The sequence below is a fragment of the Streptomyces sp. NPDC048275 genome, assembly GCF_040652275.1.
Taxonomy (GTDB): Bacteria; Actinomycetota; Actinomycetes; order Streptomycetales; family Streptomycetaceae; genus Streptomyces.
The window spans coordinates 1-19,318 of sequence record NZ_JBEZLR010000043.1 but is presented as its reverse complement, the minus strand read 5'-3'; the positions used below and the strand labels follow the sequence as shown (position 1 = coordinate 19,318).

At 69.2% G+C, this 19,318-nt stretch carries 13 protein-coding genes and 3 pseudogenes; 11 read left to right on the top strand and 5 right to left on the bottom strand.

The features are described 5' to 3' along the window. Positions 1 to 8 precede the first annotated feature (8 nt). Together AB0D57_RS24545 and AB0D57_RS24540 are read right to left on the bottom strand one after the other, a co-directional pair. Complete coding sequence (locus AB0D57_RS24545; protein ID WP_362076734.1) at positions 9 to 272, bottom strand: antitoxin; 264 nt, start codon at positions 270 to 272, stop codon at positions 9 to 11. 24 nt (positions 273 to 296) lie between these two features. Further along, entirely contained in the window at positions 297 to 560 is a 264-nt protein-coding gene (locus AB0D57_RS24540; protein WP_362076731.1) for a hypothetical protein, read from the bottom strand. 183 nt (positions 561 to 743) lie between these two features. Between AB0D57_RS24540 and miaA the strand changes: the two genes are divergently transcribed. The 6 genes from miaA to hflX all read left to right on the top strand — a co-directional run bounded on the left by miaA (position 744) and on the right by hflX (position 9,148). After that, positions 744 to 1,682, top strand: a complete 939-nt coding sequence (gene miaA / locus AB0D57_RS24535) for a tRNA (adenosine(37)-N6)-dimethylallyltransferase MiaA (RefSeq protein WP_362076728.1) — start codon at positions 744 to 746, stop codon at positions 1,680 to 1,682. A 303-nt stretch (positions 1,683 to 1,985) separates the two neighbouring features. Continuing rightward, the gene (locus AB0D57_RS24530; RefSeq protein WP_362076725.1) at positions 1,986 to 2,432 is read left to right on the top strand and encodes a hypothetical protein; all 447 of its coding nucleotides are present in this window, start codon (positions 1,986 to 1,988) and stop codon (positions 2,430 to 2,432) included. Positions 2,433 to 2,480: 48 nt separating this feature from the next. Then, entirely contained in the window at positions 2,481 to 3,350 is an 870-nt protein-coding gene (dapF, locus tag AB0D57_RS24525) for a diaminopimelate epimerase (RefSeq protein WP_362076722.1), read from the top strand. 302 nt (positions 3,351 to 3,652) lie between these two features. Next, positions 3,653 to 5,809 (top strand): HD domain-containing protein, encoded by a 2,157-nt coding sequence (locus tag AB0D57_RS24520; RefSeq protein WP_362076719.1) that lies wholly within the window; start codon positions 3,653 to 3,655, stop codon positions 5,807 to 5,809. A gap of 175 nt (positions 5,810 to 5,984) precedes the next feature. After that, positions 5,985 to 7,484 (top strand): M1 family metallopeptidase, encoded by a 1,500-nt coding sequence (locus tag AB0D57_RS24515; protein ID WP_362076716.1) that lies wholly within the window; start codon positions 5,985 to 5,987, stop codon positions 7,482 to 7,484. A 170-nt stretch (positions 7,485 to 7,654) separates the two neighbouring features. Further along, on the top strand, positions 7,655 to 9,148 hold the full coding sequence (hflX, locus tag AB0D57_RS24510; protein ID WP_362076713.1) for a GTPase HflX: 1,494 nt from the start codon (positions 7,655 to 7,657) through the stop codon (positions 9,146 to 9,148). Between the two features lie 109 nt (positions 9,149 to 9,257). Here the strand turns inward: hflX and AB0D57_RS24505 are convergent, their stop codons facing one another. Continuing rightward, on the bottom strand, positions 9,258 to 10,487 hold the full coding sequence (locus AB0D57_RS24505) for a hypothetical protein (protein ID WP_362076710.1): 1,230 nt from the start codon (positions 10,485 to 10,487) through the stop codon (positions 9,258 to 9,260). A 537-nt stretch (positions 10,488 to 11,024) separates the two neighbouring features. Then, a pseudogene (locus AB0D57_RS24500) lies at positions 11,025 to 11,195 on the bottom strand (GTP 3',8-cyclase MoaA); the annotation flags it as partial. Between the two features lie 257 nt (positions 11,196 to 11,452). Here AB0D57_RS24500 and AB0D57_RS24495 point away from each other — a divergent pair. Continuing rightward, positions 11,453 to 13,744 carry an FdhF/YdeP family oxidoreductase gene (locus tag AB0D57_RS24495; protein ID WP_362076707.1) on the top strand — a complete coding sequence of 764 codons (2,292 nt, stop codon included), beginning with the start codon at positions 11,453 to 11,455 and terminating at the stop codon, positions 13,742 to 13,744. Between the two features lie 131 nt (positions 13,745 to 13,875). Then, positions 13,876 to 14,025 (top strand): annotated as a pseudogene (locus tag AB0D57_RS24490) (formate dehydrogenase accessory sulfurtransferase FdhD); the annotation flags it as partial. 36 nt (positions 14,026 to 14,061) lie between these two features. On the opposite strand, the gene AB0D57_RS24485 reads toward AB0D57_RS24490, so the two are convergent. Continuing rightward, complete coding sequence (locus tag AB0D57_RS24485; RefSeq protein ID WP_362076704.1) at positions 14,062 to 14,982, bottom strand: LysR family transcriptional regulator; 921 nt, start codon at positions 14,980 to 14,982, stop codon at positions 14,062 to 14,064. 156 nt (positions 14,983 to 15,138) lie between these two features. Here AB0D57_RS24485 and AB0D57_RS24480 point away from each other — a divergent pair, with 156 nt between their 5' ends. The 3 genes and pseudogenes from AB0D57_RS24480 to AB0D57_RS24470 all read left to right on the top strand — a co-directional run bounded on the left by AB0D57_RS24480 (position 15,139) and on the right by AB0D57_RS24470 (position 18,561). Then, the gene (locus AB0D57_RS24480; RefSeq protein WP_362076701.1) at positions 15,139 to 16,128 is read left to right on the top strand and encodes a Dyp-type peroxidase; all 990 of its coding nucleotides are present in this window, start codon (positions 15,139 to 15,141) and stop codon (positions 16,126 to 16,128) included. Then, the gene (locus AB0D57_RS24475; protein WP_362076698.1) at positions 16,125 to 16,967 is read left to right on the top strand and encodes a family 1 encapsulin nanocompartment shell protein; all 843 of its coding nucleotides are present in this window, start codon (positions 16,125 to 16,127) and stop codon (positions 16,965 to 16,967) included. Before AB0D57_RS24480 ends, AB0D57_RS24475 begins: the two co-directional genes overlap by 4 nt. A 219-nt stretch (positions 16,968 to 17,186) precedes the next feature. Then, positions 17,187 to 18,561: pseudogene (locus AB0D57_RS24470) on the top strand (AAA family ATPase). Positions 18,562 to 19,318: the final 757 nt, after the last annotated feature.

Genomic DNA, 19,318 nt, shown 5'->3' with positions numbered 1-19,318 from the left:
GCGCTGGTTCAGGAAGCCGGAGGGGGTGGAGGCGCGTCCGGCGGAGGCATGGGGCCGCCGCTGTCCTTGTGCGCGAGTCGATCCATTGCGCCCTTCGCCTTGCCCGTGCCCGTCTGGATCTTGTTGCTGTACTTGTGCTTGGTCTTCTCGTCGACCACCTTCGCGGCCTTGTCGAGACCGTGAGTGACCTTGTCTCCGTGCTGTTGCGCGAGGTCCGAGACCTTGTCCTTGGCGGGTGCCAGTTTGGCTTTCAAATTGTCCAGGAGGCTCATGGTCCACCTTCCCTCGCGGGACAGTTACTTGCGGGCGCCCTCGCCGGCCTCGTTGTCGGCGGCCTTCTCTGCGGTCTGCTGCTGGGGGATCTCGACGTCCTCCGTGGTGGTGGTCTCCGCGGTCTGTGCCGCCTCGGCCTCGCCCCCGCTTTCGGGCGACCCCTTCGCCTCTTCCGCCACTTCAGCCTCCGCCCCGGCATCGGCCGTCTGCGTGTCGGCCTGCACCTCGGCGGTTGACGCCTCCTCCGTAGCCTTCGACCTCCGGAGAAGCCGTGCAAAAACGCCCATATCCACTCCATACGTTACTCGTGAGGGCGAAATCCCGCGTTGCCCGGTGCGTCCCATTGCGTCGCCCGGGTCACCGGTTCTCGAAAACCGGCGGCTGGAACCTCGCAACAGGGAACGACCCCGGACCCGTGGCGTCACGTAACTCGTTCGAGGAAGGGCTGTGAGGTTTGCGAGACTGGGGCGGTGAGTAGCGCACCCCCCGTCCCCCGGGTCATCGCCGTCGTCGGACCTACCGCGGCAGGAAAGTCCGATCTGGGCGTTTTCCTTGCCCAACGTCTCGGAGGAGAGGTCGTCAACGCCGACTCCATGCAGTTGTACCGAGGGATGGACATCGGCACCGCCAAGCTGACGCCCGGGGAACGCGGCGGAATTCCGCACCACCTCCTGGACATCTGGGACGTGACCGAGACGGCCAGCGTCGCCGAGTACCAGCGGCTCGCCCGCGCCCGCATCGACGCGCTGCTCGCCGAGGGCCGCTGGCCCATCCTGGTGGGCGGCTCCGGGCTGTACGTCCGTGGGGCCGTCGACCATCTGGAATTCCCCGGCACCGACCCCGAGGTGCGCGCCCGCCTGGAGGAGGAGCTCACGCTGCGCGGCTCCGGCGCGCTGCACGCACGGCTGGCCATGGCCGACCCCGAGGCCGCCCACGCGATCCTGCCCAGCAACGGCCGCCGCATCGTCCGCGCCCTCGAGGTCATCGAGATCACCGGCAAGCCCTTCACCGCCAATCTCCCCGGCCATGACTCGGTGTACGACACCCTCCAGATCGGCGTCGATGTGACGCGGCCCGAGCTCGACGAGCGCATCGCGCGCCGAGTCGACCGGATGTGGGAGGGAGGGCTCGTGGACGAGGTGCGCGCGCTGGAGGCGAAGGGCTTGCGGGAGGGGCGCACGGCGTCGCGAGCGCTCGGGTACCAGCAGGTGCTGGCGGCGCTCGCCGGGGAATGCACCGACGGCGAAGCGCGTGCCGAGACGGTGCGCGCCACCAAACGCTTCGCGCGCCGCCAGGACTCCTGGTTCCGGCGGGATCCCCGGGTGCACTGGCTGAGCGGCGCTGCGACGGATCTCACGGAACTGCCGGAGCTCGCAATGGCGTTGGTCGAACGACCGGTTACAGCCTGATCACGTCATGGCATCGGGACGCCCCGGCCGTCAACCAGGCCTCCGGTGCCGTGCCATCATCGAGCTTCGATCGACCAAGTGGAGTCCTAGTTGGGAGGGCGCGTGGCGATGGAGGCCGGCCCTCGCAACACCGCACAGGACGCGGCGCACGAGTCCGCGCAGGAGCAGCAGGAACCGCAGGAGACACCGGATCACGAAGGGGATCGGCTCAGCCCGGACGGGTATCGGCCGAGTCCTGACGGGGACAGGCTTAGCCCTGACGTGGCCGGCCTGAGTTCCGACGGGGACACGCTTAGTCCTGACGTGGACAGGCTGAGTTCCGACGGGGACAGTCTGAGTTCCGACGGTCCCGACGAGGCCCCTGGCGGCGTGACCGCCGACGGGCCGGGCCTGGACGAGATGTCCCCGGAGCCCGAGGTCGAGGTCGAGCTGCGCCCGCAGCGTCGGCTGCGCATCTGGCAACTCGCCCCCATCGTGGCCCTGGCCGCGATCGGCTCGCTGATGTTCGCGTTCCCGCTGGCCTTCGAGTTCGGTGACGGCGGCGCTGTGGTCGCCATGCTCGGCCTGCTGATCTGCTCGTGCGCCGCGGGCTGGGGCATGATGGCGGCCCGCCGGGTCGGCTACACCTGGCCGGGCCTTCCGCCGCGCGGCTCCGGCCGCCGTCTGAACTGGCGTGTGGTGCTCGCGTACGCCGTGATGGTCGCGGTGGTGGTGGTGCTCGCCGTGTGGCGCGTCGCCCGCCTGCGCTGAGGCCCCCGCCAGGGCCGGAGTGTCGGACCGGCATCGTACGATCGAGGAATGAGCACGCGAATCGCCTTCCTCAAGGGGCACGGGACCGAGAACGACTTCGTGATCGTCCCGGACCCGGAGAACGCCGTCGACCTGCCCCCGGCCACCGTGGCCGCCCTGTGCGACCGGCGCGCGGGCATCGGCGGGGACGGACTGCTGCACGTCGTGCGGTCCGCCGCGCACCCCGAGGCCCAGCAGATGGCGGCCGAGGCGGAGTGGTTCATGGACTACCGCAATGGCGACGGCTCGGTCGTGGAGATGTGCGGCAACGGAGTGCGTGTGTTCGCGCGCTACCTCCAGCGTGCCGGGCATGTGGCCGAAGGGGACATCGCGGTCGCCACACGCGGAGGCGTGAAGAGCGTGCACCTCGCCAAGGACGGGGACATCACCGTCGGCATGGGCAAGGCGCTCCTCCCCGAAGGAGACGTCACCGTGAGCGTCGCCGAGCGCAGCTGGCCCGCGCGCAACGTCAACATGGGCAACCCGCATGCCGTCGCCTTCGTGGACGACCTCGCGCACGCCGGCGATCTGTTCGAGCCGCCGCCGTTCACCCCGGCATCGGCGTACCCGGACGGGGTGAACGTCGAATTCGTGGTCGACCGAGGCCCGCACCACGTCGCCCTGCGCGTTCACGAACGCGGCGTCGGGGAGACCCGCTCGTGCGGCACGGGCGCGTGTGCCGTGGCCGTCGCCGCGGCCCGCCGTGACGGCGCCGACCCGGCCCTGACCGGAGCTCCGGCGACGTACACCGTGGATGTGCCCGGCGGACGTCTGGTGATCACCGAGCGCCCGGACGGCGAGATCGAGATGACCGGCCCCGCGGTGATCGTCGCCGAGGGCGAGATCGACGCGGAGTGGCTCGACGCCGCGAGACGGTGAGCGGAGAACTCGGCGCGGGCGGGACCGGGGCCGAGACTGAGCACATGGCTCGACACGATGCCCGTTGGGGCCCCGGGTGGCTCGGTGCGGTCACCCGCGACCATTCGCCTGGCCCAAGACCGTAAACCTCTGATCCTTCGCTCGAATGGGTGATCCGTTTCACGCTCGGCGAGAGGCGGTCAGTCGCGCGTGCTGGGCTCGGTAGCATCAAGCACCGGCCCGGACGGGGGATCGACACCAACCCCTGAGCCGTGTACGCCATGGGGCACCCCGTCCGCCGGTCTAGGCAGCCGGAGGTGCCCATGAGTGCGGAGGCGACGAACCCCGCGACGCCAGGCCCTGCAACGCCAGGCTCTGCAGCGCCCGGAGCGCACCGCAGGAAGGGCCGTCCCCGGATCGACCTGCGTCGCCTCGGACGGGCCGCGCTGCTCGGCCCGGCGGCCCGTGACCGGTTGCCCGACGCGATCGGTCATGTGGCCGAGGCGCACCGCGCCCACCATCCCGACGCGGACCTGGAGCCGCTGCGCCGGGCCTATGTACTGGCGGAGTCCTCGCACCGCGGCCAGATGCGCAAGAGCGGCGAGCCGTACATCACACACCCTCTCGCCGTGACCCTGATCCTCGCCGAACTCGGCGCGGAGACCACGACGTTGACGGCTTCCCTGCTTCACGACACCGTCGAGGACACGGAAGTGACCCTCGATCAGGTGCGTGAGCAGTTCGGCGACGAGGTCTGTTATCTGGTCGACGGCGTCACCAAGCTGGAAAAGGTCGACTACGGCGCGGCGGCCGAGCCCGAGACGTTTCGCAAGATGCTCGTCGCCACCGGCAACGACGTCCGCGTGATGTCGATCAAACTCGCCGACCGGCTGCACAATATGCGGACCCTCGGCGTCATGCGTCCCGAGAAGCAGGCGCGAATCGCCAAGGTGACCAGGGACGTTCTGATTCCGCTCGCCGAACGGCTCGGCGTCCAGGCGCTCAAGACCGAGCTCGAGGACCTCGTCTTCGCCATCCTGCACCCCGAGGAGTACGAGCACACCAGGGAGCTGATCGTCGACAACGCGTCGCGCGACAGCGACCCGCTCGCGGAGATCGCCGAAGAGGTCCGTACGGTCCTGCGCGAGGCCGGACTGCAGGCTGAAGTCCTCATCAGGCCACGGCACTTCGTCTCCGTACACCGCGTGTCGCGCAAACGCGGCCCTATGCGCGGGTCCGACTTCGGACGGCTCCTGGTGCTCGTGAACGAGGACGCCGACTGCTACGGAGTCCTCGGCGAACTGCACACCTGTCTCACGCCGGTCGTCTCGGAGTTCAAGGACTTCATCGCGGTCCCCAAGTTCAACCTCTACCAGTCGCTGCACACGGCCGTCGCCGGCGGTGACGGCGAGGTCGCCGAAGTCCTCATCCGCACCCACCAGATGCACAAGGTCGCCGAGGCCGGGGTCATCGCGCTCGGCAATCCCTACGCTCCTCCTTCGGAGGAGCAATCGGACGGTGACGGCGAGCGCCCGGCCGACGGTGAGCGGGTGGACCCCACCCGCCCCGGCTGGCTCTCCCGGCTCCTCGACTGGCAGCAGGGCGCCTCGGACCCGGACACGTTCTGGTCCACGCTGCGCGAAGACCTCGCGCAGGACCGCGAGATCACCGTCTTCCGCGCCGACGGCGGTCCGTTGGGCCTTCCCGAGGGCGCCAGCTGTGTGGACGCCGCGTACGCGCAGTACGGCGAGGACGCGCACGCCTGCATGGGCGCCCGCGTCAACGGCCGCCTGGCGACGCTGAGTACGGTCCTGAGGGACGGCGACACCGTGCAGCTCCTGATGGGGCAGGACCCGGCCGCGGAGCCCTCCAGGGAGTGGCTGGAGCACGCGCACACGCCCGCCGCCAGGATCGCCATCCAGCGCTGGTTGGCCGCGCATCCCTCGCCCGGCGATGCGAAGCCCCCCGAGACCCCCGCCACGACCCCCAGGCCGTCCACCGACGCGCCCGCCGCCCGCCCTGCCGCCGCGAACGCCGTCGTCGAGCAGGCCGGCGCCTCCGTACGCCTCGCCGGCTGCTGTACGCCCGTACCGCCCGACGAGGTGACGGGCTTCGCCGTACGTGGGGGAGTGGTGACCGTCCACCGCGTCGGGTGCGCCGGAGTGGCGCGCATGAAGAGCGCGGGGCGCGCGGAGGTCGGCGTGCGCTGGGGCGACACCACCGAGTGCCGGGTCACGCTGGTCGCCGAGTCCTTCGGGCGCCCGCATCTGCTCGCCGACCTCACCGAGGCCATCGCCATGGAGGGCGTCGCGATCGTCTCGGCGACCGTCGAACCCCCCACTCAGCAGCGCGTACGCCACACGTACACGCTCCAACTCCCGGACGCGGCCCACCTTCCCGGGCTGATGCGGGCGATGCGGAACGTGCCGGGCGTGTACGACGTGAGCCGGGCGCAGCACCCGGCGGCAGCCGTGCAGTAGGGCGGACAGGGTAGATGGGGCGGACAGAGGAGATAGGTCGGGTACGGCAGGTAGGTCGGACAGGGCAGATGGGGAAGTGGGGCAGATAGGACAGTAGGGCTCAGGGCCGACCCGTTCGAGTGGGCTCGGCGCGAGTCGTCGGCGGATCGCGGGTGTGCGCTGGTAGCGATGGTCCATGCCGCTCACGCCCCGCCCCACGATCCCCCGTCTCCCGTCCCGCCGCATCAAGTCCGCGCTGCTCGCCTCGGCCGTGTCCGTCTGCCTGGTCGCCGCGAGCGCCCCGTCCCCGGCCACGCCCCTCGGCGTCGGCGACCGTCTTTTCCCGTACCTGGGCAATCCCGGGTACGACGTCGCGTCCTACGACCTGTCCTTCACCTACACCGGCGCCAACAACAAGCCGCTCGCGGCCGTCACCACGATCGACGCCGTGGCGTCCGAGCGGCTCAAGCGCATCAATCTCGACTACGCGCACGGAACCGTGGAATCGGTCGAGGTCAACGGAGCGTCGGCGTCGTTCGCGAGTGCCGAAGAAGATCTCGTGGTGACGCCCGCGGAGCCGGTGCCCGCCGGCGGCTCGATGCGGATCACCGTGCGGCACACGAGCAATCCGGTCGCCGCCGAGAACCAGGACGGCGGCTGGGTGCAGACCAAGGACGGGCTGGCCATGGCCAACCAGGCCGACGCCGGGCACCTGGTCTTCCCGTGCAACGACCACCCGTCCGACAAGGCGATGTTCACCATCCGTGTCACCACGCCCGACGGCTACACGGCCGTGGCCAACGGCCTGCCGAGCGGCGTGGACCGTGCCCGCCGGTCCACGACCTGGACGTATCGCACCGAGCACCCCATGGCCACCGAACTCGCCCAGGTGTCGATCGGCCGTTCCACCGTGCTGCACCGCTCCGGGCCGCACGGCCTGCCGGTACGCGATGTCGTGCCCACCAAGGACCGCGAACGGCTCGAACCGTGGCTCAAGAAGACGCCCGACCAGATCGCCTGGATGGAGAGCAAGGTCGGCCGGTACCCCTTCGAGACGTACGGGCTGCTGATCGCCGAGGCGCGGACCGGCTTCGAACTGGAGACACAGACGCTCTCTCTCTTCGAGAGAGAGCTCTTCAAGGAGGCCGCGTACCCGAAGTCGTACGTCGAGTCGATCATGGTGCATGAGCTGTCGCACCAGTGGTTCGGCGACAGCGTCAGTCCGCGCACCTGGTCCGACCTGTGGCTCAACGAGGGGCACGCCACCTGGTACGAAGCGCTGTACGCCGAGGAGAAGGCGGACAAGCCCATGGAGACGCGCATGAAGGCGGCCTACCGCGCGTCCGACAGCTGGCGGGCCGCAGGGGGGCCGCCCGCGGTGCCGAAGGGGCCCAAGCCCGGCCAGAAGATCAGCATCTTCCGGCCGAATGTCTATGACGGGGCCGCGCTGGTCCTGTACGCGCTGCGCCAGGAGATCGGACACCCCGCCTTCGAGCGCCTGGAGCGGATCTGGGTGAGCCTCCACCACGACGGCGTCGCGTCGACGGAGGACTTCGTGAACCTCGCTTCCAGCGTCGCGAACCGCGACCTGGACGGGTTCTTCCAGGCCTGGCTGTACGGCGGGAAGACGCCGCCGATGCCCGGTCACCCGGACTGGAAGAGCGACACCCCGCAGGCGCGCAAGGGCGCCCGATAACTCGCGTGACGAGACGGGCCGTGCCGTGCGACCATCTTCGAGTCGGCGGCGCGGCCCCACGGAGGGTTGGCCCTGCGGAAACCGGGAATCTCCCGGTGGCCTCGGACGTTGTTCACCGTGACGGGCGGTGTCCGTCGTCGCATCGCTGTTCCCATCGACGTAAGGATCCAATGACCTCCTCTTCTTCCCCTTCCCAGGACGCGCAGAGCCTCGCGCAGAACTACCCCGAAGGTCTTCGGGCCGATGCCCTGATGGAAGAGGACGTCGCCTGGAGCCACGAGATCGACGAAGAGCGGGACGGCGACCAGTTCGACCGCTCCGAGCGCGCGGCCCTGCGCCGTGTCGCCGGCCTCTCCACCGAGCTCGAGGACGTCACCGAGGTCGAGTACCGACAGCTCCGCCTGGAGCGCGTGGTGCTCGTCGGCGTGTGGACCACGGGGACCATTCAGGACGCGGACAACTCGCTCGCCGAGCTGGCGGCGCTCGCGGAGACCGCGGGCGCGCTCGTGCTCGACGGCGTCGTCCAGCGCCGTGACAAGCCCGACGCGGCCACCTACATCGGCTCCGGCAAGGCCAATGAGCTGCGGGACATCGTCCTGGAGACCGGCGCCGACACCGTGATCTGCGACGGTGAGCTGAGCCCCGGCCAGCTGATCCACCTCGAAGACGTCGTCAAGGTCAAGGTCATCGACCGTACGGCCCTGATCCTGGACATCTTCGCCCAGCACGCCAAGTCCCGAGAGGGCAAGGCGCAGGTCGCGCTCGCGCAGATGCAGTACATGCTGCCGAGGTTGCGCGGCTGGGGCCAGTCGCTGTCCCGCCAGATGGGCGGCGGCAAGGGCGGCGGCCTCGCCACCCGTGGTCCCGGTGAGACCAAGATCGAGACGGACCGGCGTCGTATCCGCGAGAAGATGGCGAAGATGCGCCGGGAGATCGTGGACATGAAGACCGGCCGCGAGATCAAGCGCCAGGAGCGCCGCCGCAACAAGGTGCCCTCGGTCGCCATCGCCGGCTACACCAACGCCGGTAAGTCGTCCCTGCTCAACCGCCTCACGGGCGCGGGCGTGCTGGTCGAGAACTCGCTGTTCGCGACCCTCGACCCGACCGTGCGCCGGGCCGAAACCCCGAGCGGTCGGCTGTACACCCTGGCCGACACGGTCGGGTTCGTACGCCACCTGCCGCACCACCTCGTCGAGGCGTTCCGCTCCACCATGGAGGAGGTCGGCGACTCCGACCTGATCCTGCACGTGGTGGACGGCTCGCACCCGGCGCCGGAGGAGCAGCTGGCCGCCGTGCGCGAGGTCATCCGCGACGTGGGCGCGACCGAGGTGCCCGAGATCGTGGTGATCAACAAGGCGGACGCGGCCGACCCGCTGGTACTCCAGCGGCTGATGCGGATCGAGAAGCGCTCCATCGCGGTCTCGGCCCGCACGGGCCTGAACATCGACGAGCTGCTCGCGCTCATCGACAACGAGCTGCCGCGCCCCTCGGTCGAGGTCGAGGCACTCGTGCCGTACACACACGGCAGGCTGGTGGCGCGCGCCCACTCCGAGGGCGAGGTGATCTCCGAGGAGCACACCCCGGAGGGCACGCTGCTCAAGGTGCGGGTGCACGAGGAGCTGGCGGCGGATCTCGCGCCGTACGTTCCGGCACCGGCGCTCTAGTCCGACGTACGAAGGCCCGCCCCCCTCTCGCACAGGGGGGCGGGCCTTCGTCATGGGTGAGCGCGGTGCCTACTGTCGCCGCTGTACGGCCCCGGTCACGCCCGGCGCGTCACTGGCCCGCGAACTTCTCGCTCACCGAGTCGTACACGCCCTCAGCCACATCGCCGAGGTGCGGACCCGCCAGCCAGCCCGCACTGACCGGTCCGATGGAGGTGTTGGACACCAGTGCGGGCCGGCCGTCCGACCCGGTCGCCACCCAGCCGCCGCCGGACGAACCACCCGTCATGGTGCATCCGATGCGGTACATCGTCGGATCCGCCTCGGCGATCGAGAGCCGGCCGGGCGCGTCCGTGCACTGGTACAGAGTCTCCCCGTCGAACGGCGCCGCCGCCGGATAGCCGGTCGCCGTGATGCTCGCCACTTCCTGCACCGCCGGAGCATTGAAGTCCACCGGGAGCGCCGAACCGACCGTCTCCTCCAGGGACTTGCCGTTGCTGCCCTTCTCCGGCGTCACATGCAGGACCGCGAAGTCGTACGATGCGCCCTCGCCGCCCGTGGAACCACCCTGCTCGATCCACTGGTCCGAGGTCTGCGTCCAGTCGCTCCACCAGACGCCGTACGGAGCGACCTCCTCCCTGGTGGCGTTCGTCAGTTGGGCGGCCGTCCTGGCGTCGTTGTTGTACGAGGGCACGAAGGCGATGTTGCGATACCAGCCGCCCTTCTTGCCCGCGTGCACACAGTGCCCCGCGGTCCATACGAGGTTCGACTTGCCCGGGTGTGCCGGGTCCTCGACCACGGTCGCCGAGCAGACCATCGTGCCCTCCGGGGAGTCGAAGAACACCTTGCCCGCCTCGGCCGCGTTGTCGTGGTATGCGGCGTTCACGGCCTTCGCCGTCACGGGGGCCGGGGTCGGGTCGGTGACGCCCTGGTCACCGGCGAGGTCGTTCTCGTCGACGCCCTTGTTCTTGTCCGGGTCGTCGGCGTCGCGCATCCGGTCCGGGTCCCACAGCCCCTTGATGATGGGGTTGATGAAGTCGTTGGCCTCGCGCAGCCAGTCGTCCTTGCTCCAGTCCTTCCAGGCGCCGTTCTTCCAGTTGTCGATGTCGATGCCGTGCTCTTTGAGCTTGTCCTTGATGTTGTCGGGGATCTTGATCTTGTCGTCGCCGTTCTGGGACGCCGACGCGCTGGACCCGTCGCTCGCCGTGGTGTCGCCCGAGCCGCAGGCGGTGGCGGTCAGCGCCAGCGCCGCGGTGAGGCCGACGGCGGCCAGCACGGGGGAGGTTCCGCGGCGCGCGCTCCTCCCTCGACGAGCGGCGAAGGGCGGGCGTATGGATCGCATGGTGTGAACTCCCCCTGGGATTAAGAGAACTCTGCGCTGCTCGAGCGGTTGCGTACGAGCCGCTGCGTGCTTGTACATGTTCGTACCCGCAGCTTCGTATGGATGTGCCGAACCGGACCCACTTGGTACGGGACCGCGGGTGCTGATCGGCCGGTGATCACTCGGTATCGCCGAACGGCACCAAAGACTATGCGGTCGCTGTGGGGGACGTCCGACGGAACGGCAACGGTTTCGCTACGGGCCGTCTGAGCTGGGCTGTCGGCCCCCGTCGATGCCAACAAGCGATGCCGGCCAGCTGCGTTGACATCGGCCTCTGAGCGCCCGGTTCCCCGGGGTTCTGCCCAAATCGAAGCGGCTGCCGGTGCGTTGGCGGAAGCGCGGCTGCGGTTCGCCAGGACGCCTGGAACACCTGTCTGGCCTGGGCCGGAGAAGCGGTCGGCAGCTTCGCTTCCTTCGGAGTGGTGGGATCGCAGGTCGTCTGGCATGACGTCCAGGTGATTCCCGTCGTGAAGATCGGGGACGGGCCCACCATCATTTGACCTTCACGGGAGCCAGGCCCGCAGCCCACGCTGTGCGCAACACGTCGAGCACGTCGGTGAGTCGGTCACACCGGGTGATCTCGGCGTAGCGTTCCGGGCGCAGTGTGTCCAGGCTGACGTCGACCCGGTCCAGCACCGCCTCGCGCAGGGCGACGGCGCATTTTCCGATGGGGTCGAACAGGTCCTTCCGATTGCGTGATAGGCGGCGGTTATCCAGATGTTTGTGCAGGTGGTAAGCCGGTGAGGGCGATGGGGGAGCCGTAGATAAGCGTCGCCTATCCGGTTATCGGCGCCACTTCTTTGACGTATTCCCGGGAATTGCTGGAAGCTGCACTCGCCGCGAGGGAGGGGCCATTCCCCGGCTCCTCGGCGGGCCTGCGACCACCCCGCTGAGACGTGCCGGCAGAGGCAGAGAAGAGGCAGACAATGAGCGGCATCGAGGACCCGAGCGACGACCTGTCGGTCACCTCGCCCAAGCGCTGGGCAACGGGCGTGCCCGGGGTGGCGCACGCGCTGGAGTACTCCCTGGAGCAGACGTCCGTACGACGTACCGCCTTGACGCTGCTGAACATCAACCAGGTCAAGGGGTTCGACTGCCCGGGCTGTGCCTGGCCCGAACCCGCGCCAGGCAAGCGGCACTTCAACGAGTACTGCGAGAACGGCGCCAAGCACATCACCGACGAGGCGACCTCGCGACGGGTCACCGCCGACTTCTTCCGCCACTACTCGATCGCCGAACTGGACACCAAGTCCGACTACTGGCTCAACCAGCAGGGCCGGCTGACCGAGCCCATGGTCAAGCGCCCCGGCGCGGAGTACTACGAGCCCATCGGCTGGGACGAGGCACTGGACCTCCTCGCCGAGGAACTGCGCCGCCTGGATTCCCCCGACGAGGCCCTGTTCTACACGTCCGGCCGGCTCAACAACGAGGCCGCATTCCTCCTGCAGCTCTTCGCCCGGGCCTATGGCACGAACAACCTGCCGGACTGCTCCAACATGTGCCACGAGTCCAGCGGATCCGCGATGCGGGAGACCCTGGGCATCGGCAAGGGGAGCGTCTCCCTGGACGACATCCACCACGCCGACCTGATCTTCGTGGTGGGCCAGAACCCGGGCACCAATCATCCGCGGATGCTCTCCGCCCTGGAGGAGACCAAGCGCAACGGCGGACGCATCGTGGCGGTGAACCCGCTCCCCGAGGCCGGCCTGATCCGCTTCAAGCACCCGCAGAAGGCGCGAGGGGTGATCGGCCGCGGTACGCAGATCGCCGACGACTTCCTGCAGATCCGCCCCGGCGGCGACCTCGCTCTTTTCCAGGCGCTCAACCGGCTCCTGCTGGAAGCCGAGGACCTCGCACCGGGCGTCGTGCTCGACCACCGCTTCATCGACACCTCCACCACCGGCTTCGCCGACTTCGCCGAGCACGCCCGGAAGATCTCCTGGGACGACATCCTCGCGGCGACCGGACTCACCCGCGAGGAGATCGAACGCGTCCACGACCGGGTCCTGGAGAGCAAGAGCGTCATCGTCTGCTGGGCGATGGGACTGACCCAGCACAAGCACGGCGTACCCACCATCCGGGAAGTCGTCGACTTCCTGATGCTGCGCGGCAACATCGGCAAGCCCGGCGCGGGTGTGTGCCCCGTTCGCGGTCACAGCAACGTCCAGGGCGACCGCACCATGGGCATATGGGAGCAGATGCCCCAGGAGTTCCTCGACGCGCTGGGCCGCGAGTTCGGCTTCACCCCGCCCACCCGCCATGGCCTTGACTCGGTCAACGGCATCAGGGCCATGCGCGACGGCCACGCCAAGGTCTTCCTCGGCGTGGCCGGCAACTTCGTCCGGGCCACGCCCGACAGCCGCGTCACCGAGGAGGCGATGCGGCGCTGCCGGCTCACCGCGCACATCTCCACCAAGCTGAACCGCTCCCACACGGTCTGCGGCGACACCGCCCTGATCCTGCCCACCCTCGGCCGCAGCGACCGCGACATCCAGGCAGCCGGTGAGCAGTTCATCACCGTCGAGGACTCCATGAGCGAGGTGCACGCCTCCCGCGGACGTCTCGCCCCGGCCTCGCCTCATCTGCTCAGCGAGGTCGCCATCATCGGCCGACTGGCCCGCAGGACCCTGGGCGGTACGCCACCCGTCCCGTGGGAGGACTTCGAGGCCGACTACGACACCATCCGCGACCGGATCGCCCGCGTCGTGCCCGGTTTCGAGGACTTCAACGCCCGGGTGGCCAAGCCCGGCGGCTTCCGGCTGCCCAACCCCGTCAACCAGGGGATCTTCCCCACGCCGAGCGGCAAGGCCGTCTTCACCTGCAACGAGTTCACGATGCCGCACATACCCGAGGGGCAGCTGCTGCTGCAGACCCTGCGTTCCCACGACCAGTGGAACACCATCCCCTACGCGATGAACGACCGCTACCGCGGCATCCACAACGCCCGCAGAGTCGTCCTCGTCAACCCCGTGGACCTGGCCGCCCTCGGGCTCGCCGACCGCGACCGGGTGGACCTCGTGACCACCTGGCACGACGGGATCGAACGCCGCGCGGAGGACTTCCGAGTGGTCGCCTACCCCACCACCCTCGGCTCGGCGGCCTCCTACTACCCCGAGACCAACGTCCTGGTGCCGCTGGACAGCGTCGCCGACATCAGCAACACCCCGACGTCCAAGGGCGTTCTGGTCCGCCTGGAGCCGACCGGCTCGGCCGAGTGAGCCGGCGGACGACAGGAAAGCGGTCCGGGCCACCGCGGGCCTGCCCTGCCCGGTGGGCACGGCGTGGCACAGCCGTCGGCACCTTCCCCGACGCCGTCGGCAGCTTCCTCGACCACAGGGAGACACAGCGGCAGAAGGCGGTGACGGCTGGGATCCCCGTGCCGGCGGCCGTCTCCGCACCGTCCTCGCCGGCCGTGGACCTGGCGGCGGAGAGCGGGGTGACCCTGGTCGGTTTCCTGCGCGGAGCTTCGATGAACGTCTACGCGGGCGCCGAGCGACTGCAACGCTGCCCGTGGGCCGACGGGAGAACGGGATCATCAGCGCGCGCCGGGCAGGCGTTCCAGAGCGGCCATGATGTCGGTCTGCCGGGCGATGTCCGTCAGTGCGCGGGCCATCACCGATCCGGGCTCCCGGGCGGTGATCACGAGCCCGACCGGCACGGTGCGTGCGGGCTCGACCAGCGGCACGGCCCGCATGCCGGACGGAACGCCGAAGACATGCAGCCACGCGTGCGGCACGACGCTCGCCCACTGACCGGTCCTGACGTGGGCGAACAGCGTGCCGACCGAGTCGGTCTCGACCCGTGGGGACGGCTGCAGCCCGGCCTCCGCGAACAGGCCGTCCACCATCCGTCGGCCCTGCATGGTCCCGGTCAGCAGACACAGCGGCAACCGTGAGGCGTCGGCCCACGTGGCCGTCGGCCGACGCCCCGGACCGTCGGCGCCCGTGGTCAGCAGCACATACCGTTCGTCGTACAGCGGGACCGTCCGGAATCCCTCCGGCAGGTCCTCGTGCAGATACGTGATGCCGGCGTCGAGCTCGAAGTTCTGCAACTGCCGCAGAATGTCCTGCGACTGCAGATCCGCCATGACCTCCACGGTGACCAGTGGGTGCGTCGCGCAGAACGGGGCAGTCAGCAGGGAGACGGCGCCGGACGCGGTGGGCACCGAGCCGATCCGCATCCGGCCGCTCAGGCCGGTGCGCAGGGCACCGACCTCGTCCTTGAGGGCGTCGCGGTCGGCCAGGATGCGCTGCGCCCACACCACGATGCGCTCGCCCTCCGGCGTGAGCCCCTCGTACTTGCGGCCGCGTCTGACCAGCGGTACGTCCAGCTCGTCCTCCAGCTTCCGGATCGCCTCGGAGAGGGCAGGCTGGGAGACGTGGCAGGTCTGGGCCGCACGGGCGAAGTGGCGCTCACGGGAGAGGGCCACCAGGTATTCGAGTTGGCGAAACAGCACGTCACGGGTGTACCCGACCGTTCCGTGGATTGCCAGTCCGCCCCCGTCACGCCTTGTTCTCGCGCGGTTTCCGCCGGGACGAAACAGGATGGGAAGAGGGGCCGACCGTCCGCCGTACACGACAGATACGTCCGCATCTCATGAGGAGGCCGACGCGTGGTTGAGTCGCAGGCCGTGATCGTCCCACCGGCCAGGGTCGCCGTGTTCCTCGTGGTCACCATCGCTCCAGGCCACGAGGACATGGTCCGCGGTCTGCTGCAGGACCTCTCGGGCCTGCGGCGCTCGGTCGCCTTCCGCGCACCCGACGACGAACTCAGCTGTGTCGTCGGCATCGGATCGGTGGCCTGGGACCGGCTGTTCAGCGGGCCGCGCCCCAAGGGACTGCATACGTTCGTGGAGTTGGCCGGTGAGCGCCACCGGGCCCCGTCCACGCCGGGAGACCTCCTGTTCCACGTGCGGGCCCACCGCATGGACCTCTGTTTCGAACTGACCCGCCTGATTGCGGAACGGCTGAGCGGCGCGGCCACGGTGGTCGACGAAGTACATGCCTTCAAGTACTTCGACGAGCGCGACCTCCTCGGCTTTGTCGACGGCAGCGAGAACCCCCAAGGGCGGCCCGCGGCCGATGCCGTGTTCATCGGCGACGAGGACCACGCGTTCAAGGGGGGCAGCTACGTGATCATCCAGAAGTACGTGCACGACCTGGCCGCGTGGAACGCCCTGCCGTCGAACGAGCAGGAGAACGTCATCGGGCGGACGAAGCTGGCCAACGTCGAACTCCCCGACGATGTCAAGCCCGGCGATTCCCATGTAGCACTCAACACCATCACCGACGAGGACGGCACCGAACGCAAGATCGTGCGCGAGAACATGCCGTTCGGCAACGTCGGAGAGGGCGAGTTCGGCACTTTCTTCATCGGCTACGCCCGTACCCCGGACGTGACCGAACAGATGTTGAGGAACATGTTCCTCGGCGCCCGGCAGGGCCTGCACGATCGCATCCTCGACTTCTCCACCGCGATCACCGGATGCCTGTTCCATGTGCCGGCCGTCACCTTCCTCGACGACCTTCCCGCCGCTCCCCGCAGGAAGGCCCCGGTGGACGGCTCTCTGGGGATCGGCAGCCTCAAAGGAGACGGAACATGACCGCGCTCGACGGCACCAGCAATCTGCATCGCGAACTCGCCCCGATCACGCCCGCGGCATGGGCCGAGATCGAGGACGAGGCGCGCCGCACATTCCGGCGCAACCTCGCGGGGCGGCGGGTCGTGGACGTTTCGGGACCCGACGGCCCCGAACTCGCGGCTGTGGGGACGGGCCATCTGTCCGGCATAGACGGGCCGGCACCCGGTGTCGGGGCACGGCTGCGCCAGGCACAGCCCTTGGTCGAGATGACCGTGCCGTTCAAGGTGAGCCGCGCCGCCGTCGACGACGTCGACCGCGGCGCCAAGGACTCCGACTGGCAGCCGGTGAAGAACGCCGCGCGCATCATGGCGTTCGCCGAGGACCGGGCCGTCTTCAACGGGTACCCGGCGGCTCGCGTCGACGGACTGCGCGGGCGCACCTCCCACCCCGTTCTCCGCCTTCCGGCAGAGCCACGCGACTTCCCGGACGCCGTCAGTCGTGCCCTGACCACCCTCCGCCTGGCAGGCGTCCAGGGCCCGTACTCCCTGCTGCTGGGTGCCGAGGCGTACACGGCGGTCAGCGAGACCTCCGACCACGGCTACCCCATCGCCGCCCACCTCGGCCGGATGCTCGACGGCCGGCTGATCTGGGCGCCCGCCATCGAAGGGGCCTTCCTGCTCACCACCCGGGGCGGGGACTACGAGTTGAGGCTCGGTGAGGATCTCGCCATCGGCTACACGGCGCACGACGCCACCGACATCGAACTGTACTTCCGCCAGACCCTGACGTTCCTGGTCTACACGGACGAGGCCGCGGTGGCACTCGACGCGTCGGCGGGCGCAACCGCAGGGACGGCCTGATCCCGCGAGGTCCGGCGGCATCAAGGGCGACCCATCAGGACACCCTTCGACATCTTCGACATCTTCGACTTTGACACCTCCCGGAATGCGAATTCCATGGGAGAACGAGCCCGAAATACCGCCCGGTAAATCGCCCAATTCACAGGAGTTCGTTCCACTTGCGGAGTACTCGGCATCGCGTTTTGGTCGAGGGGACCCGCCGCCGCATCAGGAGCTGCCATGTCGATGTCGTCGTTCGGTTTCGGCTCGTCCGATCCATTCAGCGAACTGTTGAATCGGTTCTTCGGCATGTCGCCCGCTTCGTCGCCCCCGGCGGTACAACGAGTGCCGATCGGACGGCTGTTGACCGAGTCCTCGCAGGAACTCCTCAACCTGGCTGCGCGACGGGTGGCGGAGGACGGGGCGTCCGATCTCGACACGGAGCACCTTCTGTGGGCGGCCACGAAGGTCGATCCCGCACGCGCGCTCCTCGCTCAGGCGGGGCTGGATCCCGACGCGCTCGCCTCTCAGATCGCCGAGATCCTTCCCCGCGAGTCGGGCGAACCGTCCTCGGAACCCGGTCTCACGCCGGCGGCCAAGCGCACACTCGCCACCGCGTTCGCCCGCTCTCAGGCGGCCGGGGTGTCCTACATCGGGCCCGAACACATCCTCGGCGCGCTCCTGGACGACGCCGACACGGGTGCTGCCCGGCTGCTGCGGGCAGAGGGCGAGGACGTGAACAAGCTGGCGGGCCTCACCGAGCAGGCGGCCCGAGCGGACGGACTGCCCACTGAGCGCAAGGAGCCCGCCACGACCCTGGACGAGTTCGGGCGGGACCTGACGGAGGAGGCGAAGGCCGGGAAGCTCGACCCCGTGGTCGGGCGGGCCGAGGAGATCGAACAGACCATCGAGATCCTGTCGCGGCGGTCCAAGAACAACCCCGTGCTCATCGGGGAACCCGGTGTCGGAAAGACCGCGATCGTGGAAGGGCTGGCGCAGCGCATCGTGGCCGGTGAGGTGCCCGACACCCTGAAGGACAAGAGAGTGGTCGCTCTCGACCTGTCCGGGATGGTGGCGGGTGCGCAGTGTCAACACGCTGCTCCAGATCCTTGACGACGGGCGCCTCACCGACGCCCAGGGCCGTACCGTCGGCTTCCGGCACTGTGTCGTGATCATGACGTCCAATATCGGTGCCCACCGCATCCTCGATCACAAGGGCGACGTGTCCGAGCTGAAGGACGAGCTGATGGACGAGCTGCGGACCCGCTTCCTGCCGGAGTTCCTCAATCGCATCGACGACATCATCATCTTCCACGGCCTCACCGCGGACGATCTGGGGCAGATCGTGGATCACCTGCTGGACCAGAGCGAGCGCCGCGTCCACGCGCAGGGCATGAAGCTGGAAGTGACAGAAGCCGCCAAGAAGCTGCTGATCGCCCACGGTCACCAACCGGAGTTCGGTGCCCGCCCGTTGCGGCGCACGATCCAGTCGGAACTCGACAACCGCATCGCGGAACTCCTGCTCGGCGGCGAGGTCGAGCCCGGCGACACGATCGTCGCCGATGTGCGGGACGACTCGCTCCACTGCACCGTGCGCAAGAGCCACTCGGACTGACTCGCGCAGGGACGCCATCACCGCGGTCGCCTGTCCCTCGGGTGGCCCGAAATGGCGAATTCCGGTCTTGGTATGCGATACCGCGCCGAATCGCGCCGCCTTGTGCGGTGTGGAATCGTGGTTGGCCAGAGTTCAGGATGCTTCCTGATGTCCTGTAGGTGCGGGAGGTTGCCATGTCCTCAAAGCGACGCCGGAAGAAGAAGGCTCGCCGCAAGCACGCCGCGAACCACGGGCGACGGCCGCAGTCCTAGGCTCCGCGGTCGTCCCGTACGACAGCGCGCGGGTCGGGGCGCGGCGGGTACTGATGCCCGGTCGGTGCCTGCCTGCCCGCGCGTGAGGGGCGACTCGCCCGCTTCGTGCGCCCCGGAGGCGATCCGGCACAAGGTCGTCCGCGACGATCCGGCACAAGGGAGTCCGCGACACCGTGCTCCGGAGACAGGCGCCCACTCGGCGGGCACGGAGATGCCGCCGATGCCGAGCGCGTCGGATGTCGCGTGGCATCGCCCCAACCACCTGCCTAGCCTGGGATGAAGTGCCGGTGACCGGCTCACGCTCGGACGGTGAAAGGGTGAGAGTTTTGAGCGCCTCTCCTGACGACCAGGGCGGGCTGGAGCCCCGAGTCGGGCCCGACCCCAAGGGCGAACCGGATTTCCATCCCTACCCTGTCAGCTGCCGCCCTACTTCGGTCTTCTGGCAGTGGACGCAAAAGATTCGACCCGCCTACCATCGATTCAGCACGCGCCGCTCAGCAGGTTCA

Bases quoted from the DNA above. Each gene is read 5' to 3' on its own strand.
- AB0D57_RS24545 (WP_362076734.1), bottom strand. From the start codon at position 272: ATGAGCCTCCTGGACAATTTGAAAGCCAAACTGGCACCCGCCAAGGAC.
- AB0D57_RS24540 (WP_362076731.1), bottom strand. From the start codon at position 560: ATGGGCGTTTTTGCACGGCTTCTCCGGAGGTCGAAGGCTACGGAGGAG.
- dapF (WP_362076722.1), top strand. From the start codon at position 2,481: ATGAGCACGCGAATCGCCTTCCTCAAGGGGCACGGGACCGAGAACGAC.
- AB0D57_RS24520 (WP_362076719.1), top strand. From the start codon at position 3,653: ATGAGTGCGGAGGCGACGAACCCCGCGACGCCAGGCCCTGCAACGCCA.
- AB0D57_RS24515 (WP_362076716.1), top strand. From the start codon at position 5,985: ATGCCGCTCACGCCCCGCCCCACGATCCCCCGTCTCCCGTCCCGCCGC.
- hflX (WP_362076713.1), top strand. From the start codon at position 7,655: ATGACCTCCTCTTCTTCCCCTTCCCAGGACGCGCAGAGCCTCGCGCAG.
- AB0D57_RS24505 (WP_362076710.1), bottom strand. From the start codon at position 10,487: ATGCGATCCATACGCCCGCCCTTCGCCGCTCGTCGAGGGAGGAGCGCG.
- AB0D57_RS24495 (WP_362076707.1), top strand. From the start codon at position 11,453: ATGAGCGGCATCGAGGACCCGAGCGACGACCTGTCGGTCACCTCGCCC.
- AB0D57_RS24475 (WP_362076698.1), top strand. From the start codon at position 16,125: ATGACCGCGCTCGACGGCACCAGCAATCTGCATCGCGAACTCGCCCCG.